This is a genomic window from Vibrio astriarenae, from assembly GCF_010587385.1.
GTDB classification, from domain to species: Bacteria; Pseudomonadota; Gammaproteobacteria; order Enterobacterales; family Vibrionaceae; genus Vibrio; species Vibrio astriarenae.
Genome location: NZ_CP047475.1, coordinates 3,037,122 through 3,059,648, shown reverse-complemented (window position 1 = coordinate 3,059,648; position 22,527 = coordinate 3,037,122). Strand labels below are relative to the sequence as shown.

The window sequence follows — 22,527 nt, the reverse complement described above, 5'->3', positions numbered from 1 at the left end:
TCATGGAACAAGTAGCAGCAGCTCCTTCTCGTTGGGAGCGTTTTAAGAACTCTGACTTCATTTACTACTTTGTCCGCGACAAAGTGGCGATGTTCAGCTTTGCAGTATTCTTAACCTTTTTATTCGCAGCATTAGCCGCTCCCTTGATTGCACCGAGCGATCCATATGACCTAGGTTCAATTAATATCATGAACTCAGAACTGCCACCATCTTGGTTAGATGGGGGGGAGCCCGAGTTCTTGTTGGGAACCGATGAGCAGGGGCGTGATATTTTATCGACGATCCTTTATGGCTCGCGTCTGTCACTGACCATTGGCTTCCTCGCTGTTGGTTTACAACTGTTCTTGGGTATTGTGATTGGCTTATCGGCGGGTTACTTCGGTGGCCGTATTGATAGCTTCTTGATGCGTTTTGCGGATATTCAGCTCTCTTTCTCAACCATGATGGTGGCGATCATCGTCTCTGCAATTTTTAAAGCGAGCTTTGGCAGTCAGTTCTATAGTCAATACGCCGTAGTGATGCTGGTGGTGATTATCGGTATCGCCGAATGGCCGCAGTATGCACGTACCGTGCGTGCAACCGTATTGGCAGAGAAGAAGAAAGAGTACGTGGAAGCGGCGCGTGTGATGGGTTTTAAAGCACCACGTATCATGTTCCGTCATATCTTGCCAAACTGTTTATCACCGATCTTGGTGATTTCAACAGTACAGATAGCGAATGCGATCATGTCCGAGGCAGCGCTGTCTTTCTTAGGTTTAGGTCTTCCTGTAGACCAGCCTTCGTTGGGCGCACTGATCAGTATTGGTTTTAACTACATCTTCTCTGGGGCTTGGTGGATCACTGCCTTCCCAGGTATCGTGTTAATAACCCTTGTATTGGTGATCAACTTGCTTGGTGACTGGCTGCGTGATGTGTTTAACCCGAAAATCTACAAAGGGTGACCCACTTATACACGCAAACGAAAAAAGCTGTATAAACTAGAACTTAGGTTCTAGCAAACGGAAGTAATAAGAGCCGCACAATGCGGCTCTTTTTTTGCATTGCCTAAGTAGGAATCGTGAAAGCGGCAAAGGAACAGCAAGATATGGACGGTTTGAAATGCCATTGGGGCAAAACAGCGGCAATGATTGGTACGCTTTGTTGGGGGCTTGCCAGCTCTTCAGCGGTGGCACAAGATTTTTTGTGTGATGCAACTCAAGCATCAAACACAGAGCTCGCTGTGTTGAATGCAAGTTGCCCCGTTGGTGATGGGCTTTGGGGGAAGCAACAACCTAAAAAGTCAGTGTCGATTTTCTGGATTCAGTGTGGAATCTTTCCTAAACCTCTAACGCTAAAAGAAGCCAAGCCTCTCTATGACGTGATTAAAACGGATGTGTGGGCAAAGCCAGAAAAGAGCGGTGCTCGTTGCTTAATTGGCCCTTATAAAACCCTATCTGATGCCAATGCAGACCTGCGCAATGTGAAAAAGGTGAACGGCTACAAAGAAGCCTTTGTGCGTGCGGTGTACAAGCAGGGCGCTACCACTGCGGCACCATCGCGCACTGCCAGCAAGCCTAAGCCTAAACCAGCAGCTCCAATGAAGCAGAAACCCCAGCCTAGTGTCCAAGCGAGCCAACCCGTTGCAATTGGCGAATTGCCACAAGCACAAGCCAGCCAATATCAATCAGAAGTCGCGATTCGTCTAGAGAGCGTGGTCAACGGACTAAACTATGCGGTGCCTTACTTGATGTTCAGTGATGAGCAGTTCTATATGGAACACGGCCTCCCTTGGACTCGATTGAACTACGCTTCCGCAACAAAAACCTGTCAGCAGCTTAAAATGCGCCTGCCAAGCGGCAGTGAGTGGCAGCAGTTTCTCAAGGCGAAAATTATGGATAACGGAGAATGGCCAGTGCACCTTCCTTATTGGGGAGAGGAGCGTAAGGGGCTATTTACCAGTGGGCAGGTGAATCAGCTTTCGGGTAAGTCGCTGCTTAATGTGATGTGTGTGAGATAGGGTAAAAAGAACAAAGCCCCATCCATGGGGGCTTTGACTTAAAATGATGACGTATTGCGAGATGGTTTAGAAATGGAGAATCATTTGCGCAGAGATGCCATAATTGTTGTCTGTGCCGTATGAGCCTGAGAGATCTAAGCCAAAGAGGCCGAACGGTTTCAAGCCAAGACCTGCAGTGACCACATCATCAGCATGATCAGTCATCGAGTGGGCATAGCCAACACGGATTTGTGCCCAGCGCCACGCATCAAGCTCTGCACCGAAGCGTGCATATTGCGTTTTGTAGTCAATCTCTTTGAAGTACTCTTTTGAAGTCAGATCAACGTCTGTGGTTAGTGTGTACCATCCACGATCGTAAGATGCGCCAACAACATACTCTGGTTTGATCACGTAAGTGGATGTTTGGCCGAGGTATTCGTTAGTTTCAAGTTCTCGCGAGATAAGGTTGCGAGCCGAAAACGCTAGATTCCATTTGTCGGTTAGCTCATACGCAGCACCGATGTCCATGTTGAAAGCAGCCTCAGTATTAGCATCATCGAAGTCAAAATCATCGTCTTCAAAGTCGTTGACTGATTCGCCATAGCCTAGTGACAGCATTTGCTGCATTTTTGGTGAGATACCCAAGTGAAGCGGCTTATCGAACCAATCAAATTGCTTAGCGAAGGTAAGACCGACATCGAGCGTTGCACCGCCTAATGCGTAGACACTGGAGTGCAGGTCATCTGGGTCATTAATATCAGGATTAAAATCTCGTTCATCAACCAGTGGTACGCCAATCACGTTTGCGTTTAGTAGCGCAAAGAAATTAGTGCTAAGGTACTTATTTGGAATCGCGATAATAATGCCAGTACTCGCTTCTGCGGTTAAGACCTCACCTTGCAGTTCTCGTAGGATGTTTTGCCACTCAGAGGGATCAGCATCAGGATTACCACCCCAGATATCATCTTCCCAGCGCATAAATGCATCATCAAAGCGGTCAATAGTATCCACCATGTCACTGCTATCATGAACACGTGCACTAAAAGTCGGAAAAATCATACCGAAGTTGTCGCTATCGCCGTATTGAGAGGCTAGCGCTGGGTTGTGAATACTGCTGGTAAGGTAAGTCGCCGAGGCGACACCTGTGCCGCCCATTGCAAATGAGCGAGAGTCTACAGTTGCGTTAGCAACAAGAGGTAAACCTAGCGCCACTGACATCGCTAGTGTTGTAAGCCGTTTCATTTTTCGATCCTGCTTGATTCGAATTATTGTTGTCATCTCATCGCATCTAGTTATAACTAATGCGTAAAACACATATGAGAGGGTGTGTTTTTTAGATGAGTGTCACATCTTTGTGAGCGATAAGTGTTTTACCGCTCAAATAAGAACCAAGCAAGGCACGGAAAACGTTAGGGTTTTCCGTAAATTCTTTTTAATAAAGTTGTGCTGACAGGCGAGATTGCAGCCACGCGCGCGAAAAACGTATATCTTTTTCAACCAAGCTGTCACTGCAACCAAGTAATAGGCTTATTTCTGAGATAGTTAGGCCGATATAGTATTTGAGCTTTAGAGCATCAGATTGGCGAGGATAACGCGCCGAAAATCTATCGAGTGCCTTTTCAAAACTGACCAAGCCTACCATTTCACTGACTGTTGCTGATGATTGCGGTTTGGGCTCCTGTAATGGTTGTCGCTTTTGCGCTGCTAGGGCTCGTGAATTATCGATTAAAATTTGCTGCATGGCTTTCGCTGCCAATAAGTAAAAATCACGTTGTGTGTTGAGACTATCTTTTGATAGATGATTGAGTTTTACGTAAGCATCATGCACAAGTGCAGTTGTAGCACTAATACTATCTGATAGAACCTTATTCCCTTCACCATGACGTTGAGCGGATTGTGCTCGTGTAGCGTGAGCGATATCTTTTAAACGCGTATAAGCCAAGCTATACAGCTTGGCTTCCGCTGTTTTATTACCCAGCAAGTATTGCTGGAAAAGTTGTGTATTAACTTGGTCAGTCATTATTGATGCTCTTCTTGCGAGTATGGTTGCAGAACTTTGTCCATTACTGCCTGTTGGATTCTTTTGGGTATCACGTTGCTACCATTCACTCGCTCATAAAAGTGCGTCAATACATCGTGGGTTATGGGCTCTTCGTGTAGTGATTTGTCATAAAGCGACTGTTTGAGTTGATAAGTGATTTCTGTAACCATTCTCTCTTCCCATTTCGTTTGTTGCCGTTTATCAGCAATTGCTAGCGTGAGCAAAAAGAATGCGACAGCCAAACAGAGAGCAAGGCATCCAGAGATAGGATGCCGTTGAATTGCTTTACAAAAGCGATAGCGTTTGTCGTGACACCTTGAAGCAATAGGCCTTAAATTACGAACGTTTTCTATATCTGTAAGTAATTTAGTCGCAGACGAGTAGCGCTGGCTACTCTCCAACGCAGTTGCAAGTTGAATGACCTGATCGATATCCTCACGGTGAGGAAGGTGAGCACAAAGATGCTCTATCACTTTGCCTAATGAATAAATGTCACTTTTGAGATCTATTGGCTGCCCAGCGACCTGCTCAGGACTGGCAAACTGTCGACTACAGGCTGAAAGTGTATTTGAGTCCCTATATTGATGTAGGTGATGCACGATGTTGAAGTCGATGAGCTTCACCTTACCTTCAGGTGTGATAATGATGTTGCTTGGTTTTATATCGGCATGCAATATTTGATGATAATGCGCATGCTCTAGTGCCTGGCAAACTTGAATTGCAATATCCAAGCATTCGTTACGTGTAAGTGCATTTGTTTGTACAAATTTATCTAAAGTGGTGCCCTCTATATATTCCAACACAATATAGATAGTATTTTGGCCATTGAATAATTCGAAGCCCCCATCGAATACTTTGGCAATATTAGGGTGATTTAGTCGTGCAAGCAGATGCGCTTCTTGAAAGGGTTTAGCCGACATCGGAGATTGGCTAAGCACTTTACATACCCATGGTTCAAAAACCTTGATAGCAACAGCCTGCTCAAAGGTTTGATTATCTCGATGGGCGAGATAGACCTGGCCAAACCCACCTTGTCCTAAACGCTGTGTAATCCTATATTTTTCAATACGTTTACCCACTAAATTTTCTGGATGGTAGCAGGTTTGCGCAGCTTCGTGTTGCAGCAGTTCAGTTATATGGTGCTGTTGATCCGAATCCAACATAGACTGAATGAGTTGGTGTTGCTCTGGATTAAGTTGTGCAAGCCGCTCGAGCGTCTTTCGCTGAATGTGGCTAGGTTGATCAATGAGAGAGTAAAATAGTTGGGTTTGGGATGCGGAAAATATCACTGGTCGCTATACGGTTAACTCGACCTAGATGAGTGTAACGACTCTAGTTAATGAGTAAAATGGACTGAAACAATTTGACACAAAAATATATGCTACTAAATGGATAATGCCAGTGAATGTATTTCACTGGCATTTTTTTGAGGACTGTTCTTAGTCTTGCATGTAGCCTTCAGGCATCTCAATGCGAGCGACACCTGAATCAACGGCCGCTTGTGCAACCGCTCTCGCAACGCGAGGAAGTAGACGAGCATCCATTGGTTTTGGGATGATGTAGTCTTTGCCAAACTCTAGCGTATCAACGCCAGCGGCTTGCAGTACATCAGCCGGAACTGGCTCTTTGGCTAGTTGGCGAATGGCCTCTACTGCCGCTAGCTTCATCTCATCATTGATTTCACTTGCACGAACGTCCAGAGCGCCGCGGAAGATGAATGGGAAACACAGCACATTGTTGACCTGGTTCGGGTAATCAGAGCGACCGGTACCCATGATCAAATCATCGCGCACTTCGTGAGCAAGCTCTGGCTTGATTTCTGGATCTGGGTTTGAGCAGGCAAATACCACAGGCTTATCAGCCATTAGTTTTAGGGCTTCTGGTGGCAGAAGGTTAGGGCCTGATACACCAAGGAACAGGTCAGCACCGCAGATCACATCTTCGAGTGTGCGCTTGTCGGTGTTGTTCGCGAACAGTTGCTTGTATTCGTTTAGGTCATCGCGGCGAGTGTGGATAACGCCTTTGCGGTCAAGCATGTAGATCTTCTCACGCATTGCACCACACTTGATAAGCAGTTCCATACAAGCCACGGCAGCAGCGCCCGCGCCCAGACAAACAATGGTCGACTCTTCAAGTTTTTTGCCTTGGAGCTCAATCGCGTTAAGCATGCCTGCAGCGGTAACAATCGCGGTGCCGTGTTGGTCGTCGTGGAAAACAGGCACGTCACAACGCTCAATCAGGCGTTTTTCAATCTCGAAACAGTCAGGTGCTTTAATGTCTTCAAGGTTGATACCGCCAAAGGTGTCTGCAATGTTGGCAACCGTATCAACGAACTCGTCAATTGTGCGGTGTTTGACTTCGATATCGATAGAATCAAGACCAGCAAAACGTTTGAACAATAGAGCTTTACCTTCCATTACTGGCTTAGAGGCCATTGGACCAAGGTTACCTAGACCCAGGATTGCCGTACCATTTGAGATAACCGCAACCATGTTGCCTTTAGAAGTGTATTTGTAAACGTTGTCGGCATTGAGGGCGATTTCACGTACTGGCTCTGCCACGCCTGGGCTGTATGCGAGCGCCAAATCTTTTGCTGAATCAGCAGGTTTGGTGAGTGAAACTGCAATTTTACCTGCGGTCGGTTGAGCATGATAGTCGAGAGCTTGCTGGCGAAATTGTTCTTCAGCAGAAAGTGGAGTAGCGTCGTTTTTATCGTTAGGCATGTGAGCTGCTATTAATCCATGTATGTGAGACAGAGCAATATTTTAGTGGAAGCTGGATCATAAACCTAGGCTAAATTGTGAACTAAGGTAAATTCACAGAATAAAAGTCTGCATATCAGACCAGTATTGCTTAATGATGCTTAGAGAGGGTTGTCGCACGCGTTTGGGGTGTTGCACGCGAGAGGAAAATAATGATTATTGGCTGGGGAATTTTGGGCATTAAAAAAGGACGTCGATGACGTCCTTTTTTTACTCACTTCAGAAGAATTACTTCTTAGAAGAAAGAGCACCGAAACGCTTGTTGAAGCGATCTACACGGCCGCCTGTATCAACGATACGCTGCTTACCAGTGTAGAATGGGTGACATTTGTCACACACGTCTAGGTGGATAGATTCTTTAGTTAGAGTTGAGTTGAACTCAAAAGAGTTGCCGCAAGAACAAGTTGCTTTTACAGCTTTGTATTCTGGGTGGATACCAGTTTTCATAGGGATAACCTCAATTGGGCCGTGTCGCTATCCAACTCTGCGCTGGACACCACACGTAATTTAAAAAAAACGTTTTTCTTGCTATACCGCTTATTCTGTCGTTGAACAAGAAGTGAGCCATACAGCTAAGGCGCGATATAGTAAAGAAAGCTGTAGCTAGGATCAACCAATTTGGCAAATTATTCGCCACTTTTTTAATCAGCCTTGTGCTCAATCATTGGATTGGAGGGCTTTTGCGTATACTATGGCGCTTCCGCAATCGTTTTCAGTCATTACATGCGCCCAACCATTGCTCGGGTATCCTTACCCGTACCATTAGACAGATCGTTTGATTATTTGATTCCTGCTCACCTTTTTCCGGTGATTGGCGGGCGTGTTGCTGTGCCCTTTGGACCAAAGACTCTGATCGGTATTGTGACGGGCTTTGCTAGTGAGTCAGAGTTCGATAAGTTGAAGTCGGTAAAAGAGGTGCTCGACCATGAGCCACTTTGGCCTGAATCGCTATTTCAGTTGCTAAATTGGTGCAGCCAGTTTTATCAGTATCCACTTGGCGATACGTTGGCAAATGCGATGCCAAGTGCGTTAAAGAAAGGCAAGCCAGCGCAAGTTGAAGCGATTGTTGAATGGTATTTGACCGAAGAGGGTCGTTCTCAGTTAATGGCTGGCTTTAGCCGTGCGAAAAAGCAGGCGCACGCGTTGAAGCTATTGGAACAAGGTGGACTGACTCGGGAGGCCCTGGGCGATGAAGGTATCTCTCCTTCGGTTATCAAGGCGTTAGAAGAAAAAGCTTGGATAGAAGCCCAATCGCGTTTGCCAAAAATTCAGCCTTGGGGCAAGCAAGTGGAGCGTGATGTCGATAAGCCTAAGCTCAATGAAGAGCAGGCGGTTGCCATTGCCAGCGTCAATAATCGGCAGGGCTACGGCTGCTTTTTACTTGAGGGGGTCACAGGTTCGGGTAAAACTGAGGTTTACCTCAACTTGATTAAACCGGTACTGGAGCGTGGTCAACAAGCGCTGGTGTTGGTACCCGAGATTGGTCTGACCCCACAAACCATTGAGCGTTTTGCGTCACGCTTTAATGTGTCTGTCACAGTTGTGCATTCTAATCTTAACGAAACTGAGCGTTTGAATGCCTGGCTGGCGGCGCGAGATAGAGCCTGTGGCATTGTTATTGGAACACGCTCTGCGCTTCTGACGCCATTTGCTGATCTGGGCATCATCATTGTGGATGAGGAGCACGACAGCTCTTATAAGCAGCAAGATAGTTTGCGCTACCATGCGCGTGATGTTGCGATCATGCGCGCAAATAAAGAAGCGATTCCTATCGTTTTGGGCTCGGCGACACCAGCATTGGAAACACTACACAATGCGCGCTCTGGTAAATATAGCCACTTGCATTTGACGCAGCGAGCTGGTGCAGCTAAGCCAACAACAAATAAAGTACTTGATATCAAAGGGCTTTACCTTGAAGGTGGTTTATCAGCGCCACTGATTGCAGAAATGCGTAAGCACCTTGAGGCTGGGAATCAGGTGTTGTTGTTTCTCAATCGCCGTGGCTTCTCACCGGCTTTGATGTGCCATGAGTGTGGCTGGATTGCCGAATGTCAGCGCTGTGAGGCTTATTACACCTATCATCAGAACAGCAATGAGATCCGCTGTCACCATTGTGGCTCTCAGCGCCCGGTGATTCATCAGTGCCATGGCTGTGGCAGTACGCACCTCGTGACGGTTGGGGTAGGGACGGAGCAGCTTGAAGCGCAGCTCAACAGTTTATTCCCCGACTATAGTGCGATTCGCATTGATAGAGATAGCACTCGTCGCAAGGGCAGCTTAGAAGAAGCGTTAGAGTCTATTCGTAACAATGAGCACCAGATCTTAATTGGTACTCAGATGCTAGCTAAGGGCCACCACTTTCCGAATGTGACGCTGGTGGCACTGCTTGATGTGGATGGTTCGTTATACAGCAGTGACTTCCGCGCGTCAGAGCGCCTCGCGCAGCTGTTTATTCAGGTGGCAGGCCGCGCAGGTCGTGCTAGCAAGCGCGGTGAGGTCATACTGCAAACACACCATCCAGAGCATACCTTGCTGCAAGCTTTGCTCACTCAAGGCTACGGGCAGTTTGCAGACACGGCACTGCAAGAGCGCAAGATGGCGCAATTACCCCCTTTTAGTTTTCTGACGCTGTTTAAAGCTGAGGCGAATGACAACCAAATGGTGGAACAGTTTCTGCGTCAAGTACGCCACACCCTAGAGGCACATCCGTTGTTTTCTCAGAGTGATGTTGTGCTTGGCCCAACACCAGCACCGCTCTCGAAGCGAGCGGGCAAGTATCGTTGGCAGCTACTTTTGCAGACTCAATCACGCAGCCAAATGCAAAGGCTGCTCTCCAGTGCCAAGCCTGCGATTAATATGCTGCCCTTGGCGAAAAAGGTGCGCTGGAGCTTAGATATAGAGCCTCAAGATCTCAGTTAATCGCGATATGCGCCTAATTGAGTTAACTTGTTGTGATTCATATCACTAAATTACTGTAAAAAATGTTAATCACCCCGGAGCATTACGCTCGTAAATACATACACTAATGGTTTGCTACGGAGTAAAAATTTGAAGATTGAACCAAGAGGACCGATGTTATGGCGACAATGAAGGATGTTGCTTTGTTGGCTGGCGTATCAACCGCCACCGTGTCCCGTGCTTTAATGAATCCAGAGAAAGTATCAGCAGCTACGCGAGAGAAGGTAGAAGATGCCGTGATGGAGTCAGGCTATTCGCCAAACTCTCTAGCACGCAACCTACGCCGCAATGAGTCTAAAACTATCGTCACGATAGTACCGGATATTTGCGACCCTTATTTCTCTGAGATTATTCGCGGTATTGAAGATGCGGCGATGGAGCACGGTTACCTAGTTTTACTTGGCGATAGCGGTCAGCAGAAAAAACGTGAGTCCTCTTTTGTAAACTTGGTTTTCACTAAGCAAGCGGATGGTATGTTGTTGCTAGGTTCTGACTTACCCTTTGATGTGAGTAAATCAGAGCAGAAGAACCTGCCACCAATGGTGATGGCGTGTGAGTATGCGCCAGAGCTAGAGTTGCCAACCGTTCACATTGATAACCTAACATCTGCGTTTGAAGCAGTGAACTACCTGACGCAACTGGGTCACAAGAAAGTGGCTGAGATCTCAGGTCCAGGCTCATCGGCTCTGTGTCAATTCCGCCACCAAGGCTATCAACAAGCCCTACGACGTGCCGGATTAGAGATGAAGGAAGAGTACGTTGAACACTGCGAATTTACCTTTGAGGGTGGGGTTAAGGGTGTCCGCAAACTGCTATCAAACCCAGAGCCACCAACGGCGATCTTCTGCCACTGTGACACTCAAGCGATCGGTGCCATTCAAGAAGCGAAGCGTTTAGGTTTCCGTGTACCGCAAGATTTGTCGGTGGTTGGTTTTGATAATATCGACTTTGGACTCTACTGTGATCCGCCGCTGACGACCGTTGCTCAACCGCGATACGAAATTGGCCGTCAAACCATGCTCATGATGCTTGAAGTACTGCGTGGAAATGATGTTCGTGCCGGTTCACGTCTACTCGAAACTGAGCTTGTGATCCGAGATAGTGCTGCGCCACCAAGATTGATCTAAACAAGCGACATGATAGCGTCAGAATTATCGTAATTCTGCGCGAAACAGAACCGGTTACCCGTTTTTAAGCCCCTTTTCCGGTTAAGTCTGTTCTAGAACGGCATTCTGCTTTACCATGCTGAGTGTCGTTCAATTTATTCATATTATTTGCTGTGGCAAAAGATTACGTAAAACGAGGCCGAGGAACTACCAAACGGCCAACAAAACGCTCCACTCCACGAAGAAAACCGTGGCGTAGTGGTCTTTTGGCGATCCTGCTACTTGGCGGTTTCGGCTATGGATTGTACCTACTGGGGCAAGACTCAGAACCAGAAGCGCCAGTTGTTGTGCAGCCGAAACCTCAGCCAAAGCCAGCGCCGACACCAAAGAAAGTGTTGCCGCCTAAGCCTGAAGAAAAGTGGGACTACGTCGAGACTCTACCAAATCGCCAGATTGAGGTAGAAGCCAAGGAGCTCCAGGTTTCAGATATTCCCTATATCATGCAGTGCGGAGCTTATAAGTCTCTCGAGCAGGCGGAGTCGCGCAAGCTTGATATCGCTTTCCAAGGCATAGAGAGTAAGGTTCGTAAAACGGAGGGAAGCAGCTGGTATCGTGTGGTTCTCGGGCCTTATGACATGAAACGCGACGCTGAGCGAGACAGACATCGCCTAGAGCGCGCCAAGATCGAACCCTGTGCGATTTGGAAGGACTCGCAATAGCTTCTTTAGCCCACTCAAACGAGTGGGCTTTGTTTTTAGCAAATGATTAAACCTGTGACCATCTCATCTGTCATTCTGAACTTGTTTCAGAATCTACTAACCGCGAGCAAAGGCTCCTCGGCTAGATGCTGAAGTAAATTCAGCATGACGGAGCTTCAAACGTCTTGCCTCCGCTTAAGATGTCATAGGTGTGTGAGAGTCAGCATCCACTCCAAGAGGCCACCCAAAATAATCCCGCCCCTTGAATTCCTTACCCAATATCCTCATATATCTTCTATATCCAATGTGAATTCAAAAAATAAGGCCTGACTCATGACTACGATTGTATCTGTTCGCCGTAATAATAAAGTTGTCATCGCCGGTGACGGCCAAGTGTCGCTTGGCAACACGGTAATGAAGGGCAATGCGCGTAAAGTTCGTCGTCTATATAACAACAAAGTACTCGCTGGCTTTGCTGGTGGCACGGCAGATGCGTTTACCCTGTTTGAGCGCTTTGAGAGCAAGTTGCAAATGCACCAAGGCCACCTAACCAAAGCTGCTGTCGAGCTAGCCAAAGACTGGCGTAGCGACCGTGCCCTGCGCAAGCTAGAGGCACTATTGGCCGTTGCTGACGAAACCGCATCTTTGATCATCACTGGTAATGGTGATGTTGTTCAGCCAGAAAACGATCTGATTGCGATTGGCTCGGGCGGTAACTTTGCTCAAGCAGCCGCAACGGCTCTGCTAGAGAATACGGATTTAGACGCACGTGAAATTGCGGAAAAATCACTGAAAATTGCAGGTGATATCTGCGTATTTACTAACCATCACCACACTGTCGAAGAACTAGAAACACCAGCAAACGCTGAATAATGCAAAGATAGTTCGTGTTGAATTGATAAAAGAATTTAAGGAATCCCTATGTCTGAGATGACTCCTCGCGAGATTGTTCACGAGTTAAACCGCCACATTATCGGTCAAGATAAAGCTAAGCGCTCTGTTGCTATTGCACTGCGTAATCGCTGGCGTCGTATGCAGCTTGAAGAGAGCCTGCGCGCAGAAGTAACGCCAAAGAACATTCTGATGATTGGTCCAACGGGTGTTGGTAAAACTGAAATTGCACGTCGTTTAGCGAAACTGGCGAACGCGCCGTTTATTAAGGTTGAAGCGACCAAGTTCACGGAGGTGGGCTACGTAGGTAAGGAAGTGGAAACCATTATCCGTGACCTGACGGATGTGGCGATCAAGATGACGCACCAGCAAGCGATGGAAAAGGTAAAATTCCGCGCGGAAGAGCAAGCTGAAGAGCGTGTGCTTGATGCATTATTACCACCAGCGCGTGACGCTTGGGGTCAAAATGAGCAGACGGAAGATAACTCAAACACTCGCCAAATTTTCCGTAAGAAGCTGCGTGAAGGTAAGCTAGACGACAAAGAGATTGAGATCGATGTTGCTGCACCGCAGATGGGTGTTGAGATCATGGCGCCTCCAGGCATGGAAGAGATGACCAACCAGCTTCAAGGTATGTTCCAGAACCTAGCGGGCGATACCAAGAAGAAGCGTAAGATGAAAATCAAAGACGCATTCAAAGCTTTGACGGAAGAAGAAGCGGCGAAGTTGGTGAATCAAGAAGAGCTTAAAGAGAGCGCCATCAGCAACGTGGAAAACAACGGTATCGTGTTTATTGATGAGATTGACAAGATCTGTAAACGCGGTGAAAGCTCTGGCCCAGATGTATCTCGTGAAGGGGTTCAGCGTGATTTGCTGCCACTGATTGAGGGCAGCACAGTGTCTACCAAACACGGCATGGTTAAAACTGACCACATCTTGTTTATCACTTCAGGCGCTTTCCAAGTCGCGAAACCATCCGACTTGATTCCTGAGCTGCAAGGTCGTTTACCAATCCGTGTTGAGCTTGAAGCGCTATCGAGCGATGACTTTAAGCGTATCCTTACTGAGCCCAAAGCATCACTGACTGAGCAGTACACTGCGCTGATGAAGACTGAAGAGGTCAATGTCAGCTTCACAGAAGACGGCATCAACCAGATCGCAGATGCGGCATGGCAGGTCAATGAGACCACTGAAAACATCGGTGCTCGTCGTCTTCATACCGTGATGGAGCGTTTGATGGATGAGATCTCATTTGATGCAACTGACAAGGCTGGCAGCGAGTTAGTTATTGATCAGGCTTACGTGCAAGCCAAGCTAGGTGAATTAGTAGAAGATGAAGATCTAAGCCGCTTTATTCTTTAATCACCAAAGCTGATGAACAAGACCCTCAATAGTGACGCCCAGTGCGTCACTTTTTTATATTCTCAAAATCAACAATTTAACACTGTTGCATATCATGTTTGAGTATTTATACTAGCGATGAATTGATTATATGGATGTAACAATGAAAAAGACCTATCTCTTGGCAGCTATGCTGCTCTCTTGCTCTGCCTGTGCCAATGCGACTGGATACAATCAAGATGTTTACCTGTCATTGGGTATTTCTGATCATGAACTTGAAGACATCGATGGTTATACGGTTTCCGGAATATTTGGTGCGCGTAACTACTACACACACAACTGGTTTATTGGCGGCGAGTTCGAAGCTGCCTACATCGACAATGAAGAAAAACTCACTGAGGGCGGTATAAGCTATCGTCTTAAAGAGCAATACACTCTCGCGGCAAACTTGCCAGTCGGTAAGCGCTTTGTGGTTTCAGATAAAGTGAACTTGGATCTCTATGGCTTATTGGGTTATTCCGTGACTCGTTTAAAAGAGAAAGTGACCGGTTATGGTGAAGCCGAGAGCAGGTCGACACATGCGCATGGTTTAAAATGGGGCTTGGGCGCGGATGTGGCGTTTAGTGACTATCGAGTGGGTGTGCGCTGGACACAAGCTGATATCGATAGCGATAAGCTCATTAGAGAGTTGCGTCAAGAGGACATCACCTTGACCATTGGCTATCAGTTTTAAGCGATTGAATAGAAAAAAGGGAGGTGCAGTGCACCTCCCTTAGTCTTTTAGCCAACGATGAGTTGTTATGTTTTAATCTTAGTTGTAGATACGAGCGTCTACTTCTTGACCCTGTGCTGGGCGAGGAACAATTTCAAACGCTTCGTCAAACTCTGTTGAAACTTCAGCTAGCGTTTGTAGAACTGACTTGTCGCCAGACATGCCTGCTTGGCCGCCTTCGAATAATGCTTGTAGTGACGTTTTCTTCATCAGGATCTTGTTGATGTCAGACTTGTTGATGTGCAGCGTCGCGTCTGCTTTCTTCAGCTCATCCGTCTTGATGTTGTTCAGGTTACCGTTTGATAGCTCAACAAAGTACGTTTCTTTCAGGTCAGGAACGTTTACTGCTAGCGTAAAGTCTTTACCGTCCGCCTTGGTTGCGATGACTTTCACTGCCATGAAGTCGAGTAGGTTTTCTACTGTCATTGCTGAAAGTACGTCAGCAGAAGCGGTTTTAGGGTTGCCTGGACGTGTGCCAACGCGAACTTCTTGTGCACCTGACAAGAACACGTTACGCCAGCCTGCTCCTTCTGCTTGGTAGCCTTGCTGCTCCCAGTTGTCTGCGAGCAGTTTACGTGCATCAACATGGCTGTCACATGCGCGAACAATGTGGTCTAGCATGACACCAGAGAAGCGGTATTCACCCTTTTCAAAGAATGACTTGGCTGTCTCATAGCCAGCGTCACAGCCGCCGTATGCAGTGACGAAGCGCTCAGCTTCTTGTGCAACCGTCATGCGGTCTAGATTTGCTGGGTTCATGTCAAAGTAGCCTAGGTACATGTTGTATACAGCACGTGCGTTGTGGCTGTATGTACCGTGGTAACCGTTGGTGTGCCAAAGCTGTTGTAGGCTCGCTGGTAGCTCATCGTTGATGGTTGCACCGATGTCTTGTAGAACCATACCGTTGTTAGCTAGGCGAAGCGTTTGGTTGTGTACAAAGCCGTAGTTATCACGTTGTGCTTTCATGTATTCATTGATGTTTTCGTTGCCCCAGATAGGTGCTGAGTGGGAACCCATTAGGATCTCAATCTCACCACCCCAAGCATTGATCATCTCGTTGATGTCTTTTGACCACTTTAAAGAGTCACGTACTTTTGCGCCACGCAGTGTATAAACGTTGTGCATGCCTTGGTATACCATCTCGCCTGTCCAGATCGTGTTGTGCTCTGGTAGGTAAGCAACATTACCCGATGGCGCTTCTGTGCCAGCCGTGTCCATGAAGACGAACTTAACGCCGTCAATTTCACGCTCATGGAACTTTTCTTGGTCACCTGATGGCAGAGTTTCATCTGGCATGACTAATGTAATGTTGTAGTCAGGGCCTTGTGACCAGCCGTTTGAAAGGGCCGCATCAACAATACCCGTTTGTGATGCAGGGCCAAGTGTGGCACCGTATTGGTAAGCCGCGCGACGAGACATCGCGTTACCTGCAAGTACGTTCTCATCTACCGTCTCTTTAACGAAGCCGTGAGGTGCGTAGGTGACAACATCAGGGAAGCGGTCCTGTACCGCGCGCGAACCACCAAAGTGGTCAGCGTGTGAGTGTGAGTAGATCATTGCCACAACTGGCTCGTCGCCGCCTTCTGGCACGTTGCTCAAGAAGAACTCAAGTGAGGCTTCCATCGCTTTGTCGTGCATCAGTACGTCGTAAACAATCCAACCCGAGTCAGATTTAATGAAGGTCGTAGATGCTAAGTCAGTACCACGTACTTGGTAGATACCATCAGTCACCTTGTATAGGCCGTTCGCTGAGAAGTTCGCTTGACCTTGACGCCATAGTGAAGGGTTTACGGTGTCCGGTGATGAGTCATGCAGGCGCAGGCCTTCGTGCAGGTTTACAAAGCGGTCGCGCAGTGTCGCATGAGTGGCTTCGTCAAGCTCAACGATAAGACCACGGTCGTTATCTTGGAATACTTTGGTATCTTCGAAGTTGAGCATTTCAGCATAGCCAGCATTCGCAGCAACAGTGTGCTCAGTTGCCGGTTTGCCCTGTGTACCAGTTAGAGCGCTAACATTAATGTGTTCATGATCGTGATCATTCGCGATCGCGTTTACAGAGAATGCTGATACAGCAATAGCAAGAATAGACTTCTTCATCATCGTCACCTAAAAAGATTTCAAATTACGAAACAGCCAGCGCTTGAGTTGCTTTCTTGCTGTTTCTTTTGATGACAATTATAAGAAGAAGATATTTATGTATAACCCGATTAGCTCATTTCTGATATTTATATTGGTGATATCTAGTCGACTAAATAACTTTAGTGATGGTTTCCCTTAGCCACTGGTTTGCTTTGTTCGATTGCATTTTGGTGAGGGATATCATGTATGAATCAAAGGTATGATTGATAAATGGAAATGACAGCAAGTTAAGGTTGAAGGCGGATTGATAGCGCTTTGCGATGGAGATAGGCACTACGCCAACCGCTTCGCTGTAAGAGACGGCTTCTATCATCCCAAGCAAGGATTTATGTTCGCTGTAGGGTTTGCGTTGTGGCAGAACCTCATCGGTGATCCAATCGACAAACTTAAGGTCTAAACGGGTCAGATCGAAAAAGGCATGTCGCTCTTGTAGGTAACTGGCTCGGTTAATCGTATCCTCATTGAGGCGAGGATGGTCATGTTTAACGATACAGCACAGCTCATCTTGTTTGATGACGGAAGAGGTGAACATGACCCCATCAGGGCGGCTGATATCAATGATGATATCGACTTTCTCGTTGATCAGGTCATCGTAGATACGCTCTTCGTCCGATGGTATTTCAATCAATAGCACCTCGATAGGGCTATTTTTAAGCTCTTTATCTAGGTTTTGACGCATTGAGTGGAAGATGGCTTCGTGGCAATAGACGACAAATCGATGCGCTTGAGTGTCACTGAAGCCATCAATGCTCTCAACGATGCGGTCTAGTTCAAGTAGTGGGCTTTGTAGCTGTTGATACAACTCTTGCGCGAAGCGAGTCGGCGTGACACCACGGCCAGTGCGATTAAATAGGGCTTGGCCAGTGCGAGACTTGAGACGATTGATGCTGTTGCTGACCGCTGATTGGGTCAGGTCAAGCTGCTCAGCCGCTTTCGTTACAGACTGACATTCATAAACAGTGGCAAATGTGCGCAACAAGTTGAGATCCACTTTACTCGCCATATTCAATTCTCTGCACTTGGTAAGATAAAGGCAGCATAACACAGGTTAAAGTGATGAAAGTAGAGGGTTTGATTGGCGGGAATAGAAAGAGAGTAGGTGAGGCGTGAGCGCCTCACCTAAGTTTTGTTTTATGGATTACACCATCAAAACGAACACGATAGCCAGCAGTGTGATTGCCGAAGCAAACCAGTAGCACGCCACTTTACCGACAACGCCAGTATGGATTTTTAGGTCATGCATGCCATGGTGCAAACGGTGCATTGCATGCCACATTGGCAGCGCAAGCGTCGCGATAATAAACAGACCACCGATGATAGAGCTGGCAAAGCTAGAAACGCGCTCATAGCTCAGTGCTTCTGCATCCAGCAGGCCCATTGGCACGAGAATACCGATGACGAAAATCGTGATAGGCGTTAGCATCGCAAACCACGTGCCGCCTGCGCCGAATAGGCCCCACCAGATTGGCTCGTCTGAGCGTTTTGGTGCCGTATCTACCTTAGTATGGGTATGACTCACAATAAACTCCTTAGACAATAATCAGAACGACAAGTGAAATAAATGCAACGGCTGCCCATTGACCCAGCACGATGAGCTTTTTCTCAACCGGTTTGCCTTTGATTTTGATCGGCATTACCTGAGGCATCATGCTAAAGAAGGTATGGGCGTGGAATAAGCTACCCGCGAGCGCCACAATGTTGATCGCGATAACAACAGGGTTGCTCATGAAGCCAAGCCAAGTCTCCCAAGCTTCTGGACCTTGCACCAATGCGCCTAAACCAAACGTTAGGAACAGAGTGAATAAGATCAGAGGTAAAATAGTCGCCTCACGAATCATGTAAAAGCGGTAGAAAGAATGGCCCTTCCACCAGGTACGCTTCACTTCACGTACATAAGGTTTACGGTTACTCATGATTACGCCTCCTCTTTGACAGGTTTGCCATCAGGCTTAAGCATGGCAATCACAAAGTCCATTGATGATGCCACTTTGCCTTGGTTTACAGCTGCTGCTGGGTCGACATTTTTCGGACAAACTTCGGAGCAGTAGCCGACAAAGGTACAACCCCAAGCGCCGTTTTCGCCATTGATCATTGGCATACGTTCAGCGGCGCCGTTATCACGACTGTCTAGGTTGTAACGGTGAGCGAGCGTAAGCGCGGCAGGACCAATGAATTCAGGGTTGAGGCCGAACTGCGGACACGCCGCGTAGCAAAGACCACAATTGATACAACCCGCAAATTGCTTGTATTTCGCCATCTGCTCTGGCGTTTGAATGTTGGTGCCATCTTCCGGTGTGCGGTCGTTGCCAATGATGTAAGGCTTGATTGCTTCAAGGCGCTCAATGAATGGTGTCATATCCACAATGAGGTCTTTCTCGATCGGGAAGTTGGCTAATGGTTCCAGTCTCACGCCATTTGGGTAATCACGCAGGAAGCTCTTACACGCAAGTTTAGGCACGCCATCGACCATGATGCCGCACGAACCACAGATCGCCATACGACATGACCAGCGATAAGAAAGGTTCTTATCGAGGTTGTCCTTGATGTAACCGATCGCATCTAAGATCGACATAGTTTCATCAAACGGAACCTCGAAGGTTTGGAAGAAAGGCTCTGCGTCACGCTCCGGGTCATAACGCATGATTTCGACTTTCTGAATACGATTTGGTGACATTATGCTTGCTCCTCTTCCTTCGCCTCAGCTTGCTGTGCTTCTGCTGCTTTTTTCTCTTCAGCAGCGGCTTTCTCAGCAGCTTCACCGTAAAGACGTGCTTTAGGTTGTGACTTAGTGATGGTGACTTTGCTGTAGTCAATTTGTGGGTCAGCATCTGGTTGATAGAAGGCCAGAGAGTGCTTCAAGAACACTTCATCATCACGCTCAGTACAACCTTCATCTAGACGTTGGTGAGCGCCACGTGATTCTTTACGTAGGATGGCTGAATGCACCATCGCCTCCGCCACTTCAAGGCCGTAGCCCACTTCAATGGCGTAAAGTAGGTCAGTGTTGAAGACCTTACCTTTGTCTTTGATGCTGATTTTCTTGTAGCGTGCTTTCAGCTCTTGCAGTTTCTCAATGGTCGCTTGCATCAGATCTTCTTGGCGGTAGATACCACAGCCCGCTTCCATGGTATGACCCATTTCAGTGCGGATGTCTGCCCAGTTTTCATCGCCTTCTTGATTCAGCAGCGCATTGATGCGCTCTTCAGCGGCAGCCACTTGTGCTTGGATAACCTCTTCATTCCAGCCTTGGAACTCTTCAACACGCTTGACGGCATTTTCACCCGCAACACGGCCGAAGACGACAAACTCAGCCAGTGAGTTAGAGCCAAGGCGGTTGGCACCGTGTAGACCAACAGAGGCACATTCACCGACTGCAAATAGACCTTTGATGCGTGTCTCACACTGACCGTCAGTTTCAATACCACCCATGGTGTAGTGAACGGTTGGACGAATTGGGATTGGCTCTTTTGCCGGGTCAACGTTCACGTAGGCTTTCGATAGCTCACAGATGAACGGAAGGCGCTCTTGCAGGTACTCTTCACCCAAGTGAGTGAGGTCAAGGTGGACCACATCACCGAGTGGGTGTTTGATGGTGTTGCCTTTTTGCTGCTCATGCCAGAAAGCTTGAGAGACTTTGTCACGTGGACCAAGTTCCATGTATTTGTTTTTTGGCTCGCCAACCGGGGTTTCTGGGCCCATGCCGTAGTCTTGTAGGTATCGGTAGCCGTTTTTGTTGACGATGATACCGCCCTCACCACGACAGCCTTCGGTCATCAAGATGCCGGTACCTGGCAGGCCTGTTGGGTGGTATTGGACAAATTCCATATCACGCAGTGGCACACCATGGCGATAAGCCATTGCCATACCATCCCCCGTCACGATGCCGCCGTTGGTGTTGCAGTGATAAACACGACCCGCACCACCGGTTGCGAGAACCACAGACTTGGCTTTAATCGTGATGAGTTCGCCTTCAGACATGTGGATTGCGATAAGGCCTTGCACTTCACCTTCATCGACTATCAAGTCAACCACGAAATACTCATCAAAGCGGTTGATGTTGCTGTATTTCATTGAGGTTTGGAATAGGGTATGCAGCATGTGGAAGCCGGTTTTGTCGGCAGCGAACCAGGTACGCTCGACCTTCATGCCACCGAAGCGACGGACGTTCACTTCACCGTTTTCTTTACGGCTCCATGGACAACCCCATTGTTCCATTTGAATCATTTCGCGGGTTGCGTTCTCAACGAAGTATTCCACCACGTCTTGCTCACACAGCCAGTCGCCACCGCCAACGGTATCGTTGAAGTGGTTATCGAGGCTGTCTTCATCTTTGATTACTGCTGCTGAGCCACCTTCTGCTGCCACGGTGTGTGAGCGCATAGGGTAAACTTTAGAAATTAGGGCAATTTCTAGCTCAGGATTTGCTTCTGCCGCAGCAATTGCGGTTCTCAGACCAGCGCCGCCAGCGCCAATGACTGCGATATCTGTGGTAATTGTTTTCACAGTTATCCTCCAGTGTGTGTAAGTGATATGGCGTTCTACTTCGCCAGTTTTGACATTGCTATCTCATTAGAGCCTATTGATAAGTCCATGAATTAAAGGCTCATTTTTAGTCCACTCATTCCAAAGTGGTATCCCAGTGTAAAAGACTCAGGTTAAGGAAAAATTGATTTACTTAGGTTTTTTGTGCGGTATTTATTCATCAAATGTAAAAGTTAGGGGATCTGTGATAGCTATCACCGCGAGCAAAAGTTTGGGGTTATGAGGTGTCGGGAGTACACTAGCGGCGTTTGAAACTTACGAGAAAACCCTATGTCTACTTTTGCTTGGCAACCCTCAGCATCCATTGAGCAGCTCAAACAGCGCGCACAAGTTATCGCTCAAATCCGTCACTTCTTTGCACAAAGAGAGGTTATGGAGGTGGACACACCTGCGATGAGTCATGCAACCGTGACAGACATTCATCTGCATACATTTAATACTGAGTTTGTCGGACCAGAGTATGCTCAGGGGCAACCCCTTTATCTGATGACCAGCCCAGAGTTTCACATGAAACGTCTGCTTGCCGCAGGCAGTGGCTGTATTTACCAAATCAACAAGGCATTTCGCAACGAAGAGAATGGGCGTCATCACAACCCAGAGTTCTCAATGCTTGAATGGTATCGAGTCGGCTTTGACCACCACGACCTGATGGATGAGATGGATAGCTTGTTGCAGCTGGTGTTGAACTGCGGTAGCGCTGAGCGAATGACCTATCAACAAGCCTTCATTAAGGTTCTAGGAGTTTGTCCACTTGAGGCCTCAATGGATGAGCTCAAACAGGTGGCATGCACACTTGGTCTGGAAGATATTGCCATGCCGGAGCAAGACAGAGACACCTTGCTACAACTGCTATTTAGCATCGGTGTTGAGGTGAAAATCGGTCAGCACGTGCCGGCGTTTGTTTATGATTTTCCAGCGTCCCAGGCGGCGCTTGCAAAGATTAATCCGCAAGACCCGCGTGTGGCGGATCGCTTTGAGGTGTATTTTAAAGGGATTGAGCTTGCCAATGGTTTTCATGAGCTGGATAACCCAGATGAGCAACTGGCGCGTTTTGAGCAAGATAATCAAAAACGTCTTGAGATGGGTTTAAAGCCACAGCCGATTGATTACCATTTAATTGAAGCATTGAAGGCAGGCTTGCCCAATTGTGCAGGGGTTGCTTTGGGTATTGACCGCTTGATTATGCTGGCTTTGAACTGCGAACATATTGATCAGGTCACGGCGTTTGCTTTCCCAAGAGCGTAGTCATTGATAAGAGAGGAATAGAGGTACTACCTTACAAAAAGCAGTACCTCTATTAGG

The 22,527-nt window shown here is 47.5% G+C and carries 20 protein-coding genes; 9 read left to right on the top strand and 11 right to left on the bottom strand.

The genetic code is table 11. From position 1 onward, the window contains the following. Positions 1 to 2 precede the first annotated feature (2 nt). Complete coding sequence (locus tag GT360_RS14215) at positions 3 to 941, top strand: ABC transporter permease (protein ID WP_164649480.1); 939 nt, start codon at positions 3 to 5, stop codon at positions 939 to 941. A 116-nt stretch (positions 942 to 1,057) separates the two neighbouring features. Continuing rightward, positions 1,058 to 1,996 carry an SPOR domain-containing protein gene (locus GT360_RS14210; RefSeq protein ID WP_164649479.1) on the top strand — a complete coding sequence of 313 codons (939 nt, stop codon included), beginning with the start codon at positions 1,058 to 1,060 and terminating at the stop codon, positions 1,994 to 1,996. A 66-nt stretch (positions 1,997 to 2,062) separates the two neighbouring features. On the opposite strand, the gene GT360_RS14205 is transcribed toward GT360_RS14210, so the two are convergent. The 5 genes from GT360_RS14205 to rpmE form a co-directional block, all read right to left on the bottom strand. Next, positions 2,063 to 3,217 (bottom strand): conjugal transfer protein TraF, encoded by a 1,155-nt coding sequence (locus GT360_RS14205; RefSeq protein ID WP_164649478.1) that lies wholly within the window; start codon positions 3,215 to 3,217, stop codon positions 2,063 to 2,065. A 190-nt stretch (positions 3,218 to 3,407) separates the two neighbouring features. Next, on the bottom strand, positions 3,408 to 3,995 hold the full coding sequence (locus GT360_RS14200) for an ECF-type sigma factor (RefSeq protein WP_164649477.1): 588 nt from the start codon (positions 3,993 to 3,995) through the stop codon (positions 3,408 to 3,410). After that, entirely contained in the window at positions 3,995 to 5,305 is a 1,311-nt protein-coding gene (locus tag GT360_RS14195; protein ID WP_164649476.1) for a serine/threonine protein kinase, read from the bottom strand. The genes GT360_RS14200 and GT360_RS14195 overlap by 1 nt, the downstream gene beginning before the upstream one ends. A 150-nt stretch (positions 5,306 to 5,455) precedes the next feature. Beyond that, positions 5,456 to 6,739 carry a malic enzyme-like NAD(P)-binding protein gene (locus tag GT360_RS14190; protein WP_164649475.1) on the bottom strand — a complete coding sequence of 428 codons (1,284 nt, stop codon included), beginning with the start codon at positions 6,737 to 6,739 and terminating at the stop codon, positions 5,456 to 5,458. A 267-nt stretch (positions 6,740 to 7,006) separates the two neighbouring features. Further along, positions 7,007 to 7,225: a 50S ribosomal protein L31 gene (gene rpmE / locus GT360_RS14185; RefSeq protein ID WP_164649474.1), complete on the bottom strand. Its 219-nt coding sequence runs from the start codon at positions 7,223 to 7,225 to the stop codon at positions 7,007 to 7,009. 276 nt (positions 7,226 to 7,501) lie between these two features. Between rpmE and priA the strand changes: the two genes are divergently transcribed. The 6 genes from priA to GT360_RS14155 all read left to right on the top strand — a co-directional run bounded on the left by priA (position 7,502) and on the right by GT360_RS14155 (position 14,505). Further along, the gene (priA, locus tag GT360_RS14180; RefSeq protein WP_164649473.1) at positions 7,502 to 9,697 is read left to right on the top strand and encodes a primosomal protein N'; all 2,196 of its coding nucleotides are present in this window, start codon (positions 7,502 to 7,504) and stop codon (positions 9,695 to 9,697) included. A 158-nt stretch (positions 9,698 to 9,855) separates the two neighbouring features. Next, a complete protein-coding gene (gene cytR, locus GT360_RS14175; RefSeq protein ID WP_164649472.1) occupies positions 9,856 to 10,863 on the top strand; it encodes a DNA-binding transcriptional regulator CytR in 1,008 nt (335 codons plus the stop codon). A 152-nt stretch (positions 10,864 to 11,015) separates the two neighbouring features. Next, on the top strand, positions 11,016 to 11,561 hold the full coding sequence (locus tag GT360_RS14170) for an SPOR domain-containing protein (RefSeq protein ID WP_164649471.1): 546 nt from the start codon (positions 11,016 to 11,018) through the stop codon (positions 11,559 to 11,561). A 312-nt stretch (positions 11,562 to 11,873) separates the two neighbouring features. Next, entirely contained in the window at positions 11,874 to 12,413 is a 540-nt protein-coding gene (gene hslV, locus GT360_RS14165; RefSeq protein ID WP_164649470.1) for an ATP-dependent protease subunit HslV, read from the top strand. A gap of 48 nt (positions 12,414 to 12,461) precedes the next feature. Beyond that, entirely contained in the window at positions 12,462 to 13,793 is a 1,332-nt protein-coding gene (gene hslU, locus GT360_RS14160) for an HslU--HslV peptidase ATPase subunit (protein WP_164649469.1), read from the top strand. 142 nt (positions 13,794 to 13,935) lie between these two features. Beyond that, on the top strand, positions 13,936 to 14,505 hold the full coding sequence (locus GT360_RS14155) for an outer membrane beta-barrel protein (protein ID WP_164649468.1): 570 nt from the start codon (positions 13,936 to 13,938) through the stop codon (positions 14,503 to 14,505). A gap of 78 nt (positions 14,506 to 14,583) precedes the next feature. Here the strand turns inward: GT360_RS14155 and GT360_RS14150 are convergent, their stop codons facing one another. The 6 genes from GT360_RS14150 to frdA all read right to left on the bottom strand — a co-directional run bounded on the left by GT360_RS14150 (position 14,584) and on the right by frdA (position 21,186). Continuing rightward, on the bottom strand, positions 14,584 to 16,641 hold the full coding sequence (locus GT360_RS14150; protein WP_164649678.1) for an alkyl/aryl-sulfatase: 2,058 nt from the start codon (positions 16,639 to 16,641) through the stop codon (positions 14,584 to 14,586). Between the two features lie 151 nt (positions 16,642 to 16,792). Continuing rightward, positions 16,793 to 17,686: a LysR family transcriptional regulator gene (locus GT360_RS14145; protein WP_164649467.1), complete on the bottom strand. Its 894-nt coding sequence runs from the start codon at positions 17,684 to 17,686 to the stop codon at positions 16,793 to 16,795. A 135-nt stretch (positions 17,687 to 17,821) separates the two neighbouring features. Beyond that, complete coding sequence (gene frdD / locus GT360_RS14140) at positions 17,822 to 18,202, bottom strand: fumarate reductase subunit FrdD (protein WP_420825429.1); 381 nt, start codon at positions 18,200 to 18,202, stop codon at positions 17,822 to 17,824. A gap of 10 nt (positions 18,203 to 18,212) precedes the next feature. Continuing rightward, positions 18,213 to 18,596 (bottom strand): fumarate reductase subunit FrdC, encoded by a 384-nt coding sequence (frdC, locus tag GT360_RS14135; RefSeq protein ID WP_164649466.1) that lies wholly within the window; start codon positions 18,594 to 18,596, stop codon positions 18,213 to 18,215. A gap of 2 nt (positions 18,597 to 18,598) precedes the next feature. Next, positions 18,599 to 19,357 (bottom strand): succinate dehydrogenase/fumarate reductase iron-sulfur subunit, encoded by a 759-nt coding sequence (locus GT360_RS14130; RefSeq protein WP_164649465.1) that lies wholly within the window; start codon positions 19,355 to 19,357, stop codon positions 18,599 to 18,601. After that, positions 19,357 to 21,186 carry a fumarate reductase (quinol) flavoprotein subunit gene (frdA, locus tag GT360_RS14125; RefSeq protein WP_164649464.1) on the bottom strand — a complete coding sequence of 610 codons (1,830 nt, stop codon included), beginning with the start codon at positions 21,184 to 21,186 and terminating at the stop codon, positions 19,357 to 19,359. Before frdA ends, GT360_RS14130 begins: the two co-directional genes overlap by 1 nt. A 309-nt stretch (positions 21,187 to 21,495) precedes the next feature. Here frdA and epmA point away from each other — a divergent pair, with 309 nt between their 5' ends. Beyond that, positions 21,496 to 22,470 (top strand): elongation factor P--(R)-beta-lysine ligase, encoded by a 975-nt coding sequence (epmA, locus tag GT360_RS14120; RefSeq protein ID WP_164649463.1) that lies wholly within the window; start codon positions 21,496 to 21,498, stop codon positions 22,468 to 22,470. Positions 22,471 to 22,527: the final 57 nt, after the last annotated feature.

Excerpts from the sequence above, each read along its gene's own strand:
- GT360_RS14155 (WP_164649468.1), top strand. The coding sequence starts at position 13,936 with ATGAAAAAGACCTATCTCTTGGCAGCTATGCTGCTCTCTTGCTCTGCC.
- GT360_RS14130 (WP_164649465.1), bottom strand. The coding sequence starts at position 19,357 with ATGTCACCAAATCGTATTCAGAAAGTCGAAATCATGCGTTATGACCCG.
- GT360_RS14150 (WP_164649678.1), bottom strand. The coding sequence starts at position 16,641 with ATGAAGAAGTCTATTCTTGCTATTGCTGTATCAGCATTCTCTGTAAAC.
- rpmE (WP_164649474.1), bottom strand. The coding sequence starts at position 7,225 with ATGAAAACTGGTATCCACCCAGAATACAAAGCTGTAAAAGCAACTTGT.
- GT360_RS14200 (WP_164649477.1), bottom strand. The coding sequence starts at position 3,995 with ATGACTGACCAAGTTAATACACAACTTTTCCAGCAATACTTGCTGGGT.
- GT360_RS14215 (WP_164649480.1), top strand. The coding sequence starts at position 3 with ATGGAACAAGTAGCAGCAGCTCCTTCTCGTTGGGAGCGTTTTAAGAAC.
- GT360_RS14190 (WP_164649475.1), bottom strand. The coding sequence starts at position 6,739 with ATGCCTAACGATAAAAACGACGCTACTCCACTTTCTGCTGAAGAACAA.
- priA (WP_164649473.1), top strand. The coding sequence starts at position 7,502 with ATGCGCCCAACCATTGCTCGGGTATCCTTACCCGTACCATTAGACAGA.
- frdC (WP_164649466.1), bottom strand. The coding sequence starts at position 18,596 with ATGAGTAACCGTAAACCTTATGTACGTGAAGTGAAGCGTACCTGGTGG.
- hslU (WP_164649469.1), top strand. The coding sequence starts at position 12,462 with ATGTCTGAGATGACTCCTCGCGAGATTGTTCACGAGTTAAACCGCCAC.
- GT360_RS14145 (WP_164649467.1), bottom strand. The coding sequence starts at position 17,686 with ATGGCGAGTAAAGTGGATCTCAACTTGTTGCGCACATTTGCCACTGTT.
- epmA (WP_164649463.1), top strand. The coding sequence starts at position 21,496 with ATGTCTACTTTTGCTTGGCAACCCTCAGCATCCATTGAGCAGCTCAAA.
- hslV (WP_164649470.1), top strand. The coding sequence starts at position 11,874 with ATGACTACGATTGTATCTGTTCGCCGTAATAATAAAGTTGTCATCGCC.
- GT360_RS14205 (WP_164649478.1), bottom strand. The coding sequence starts at position 3,217 with ATGAAACGGCTTACAACACTAGCGATGTCAGTGGCGCTAGGTTTACCT.
- cytR (WP_164649472.1), top strand. The coding sequence starts at position 9,856 with ATGGCGACAATGAAGGATGTTGCTTTGTTGGCTGGCGTATCAACCGCC.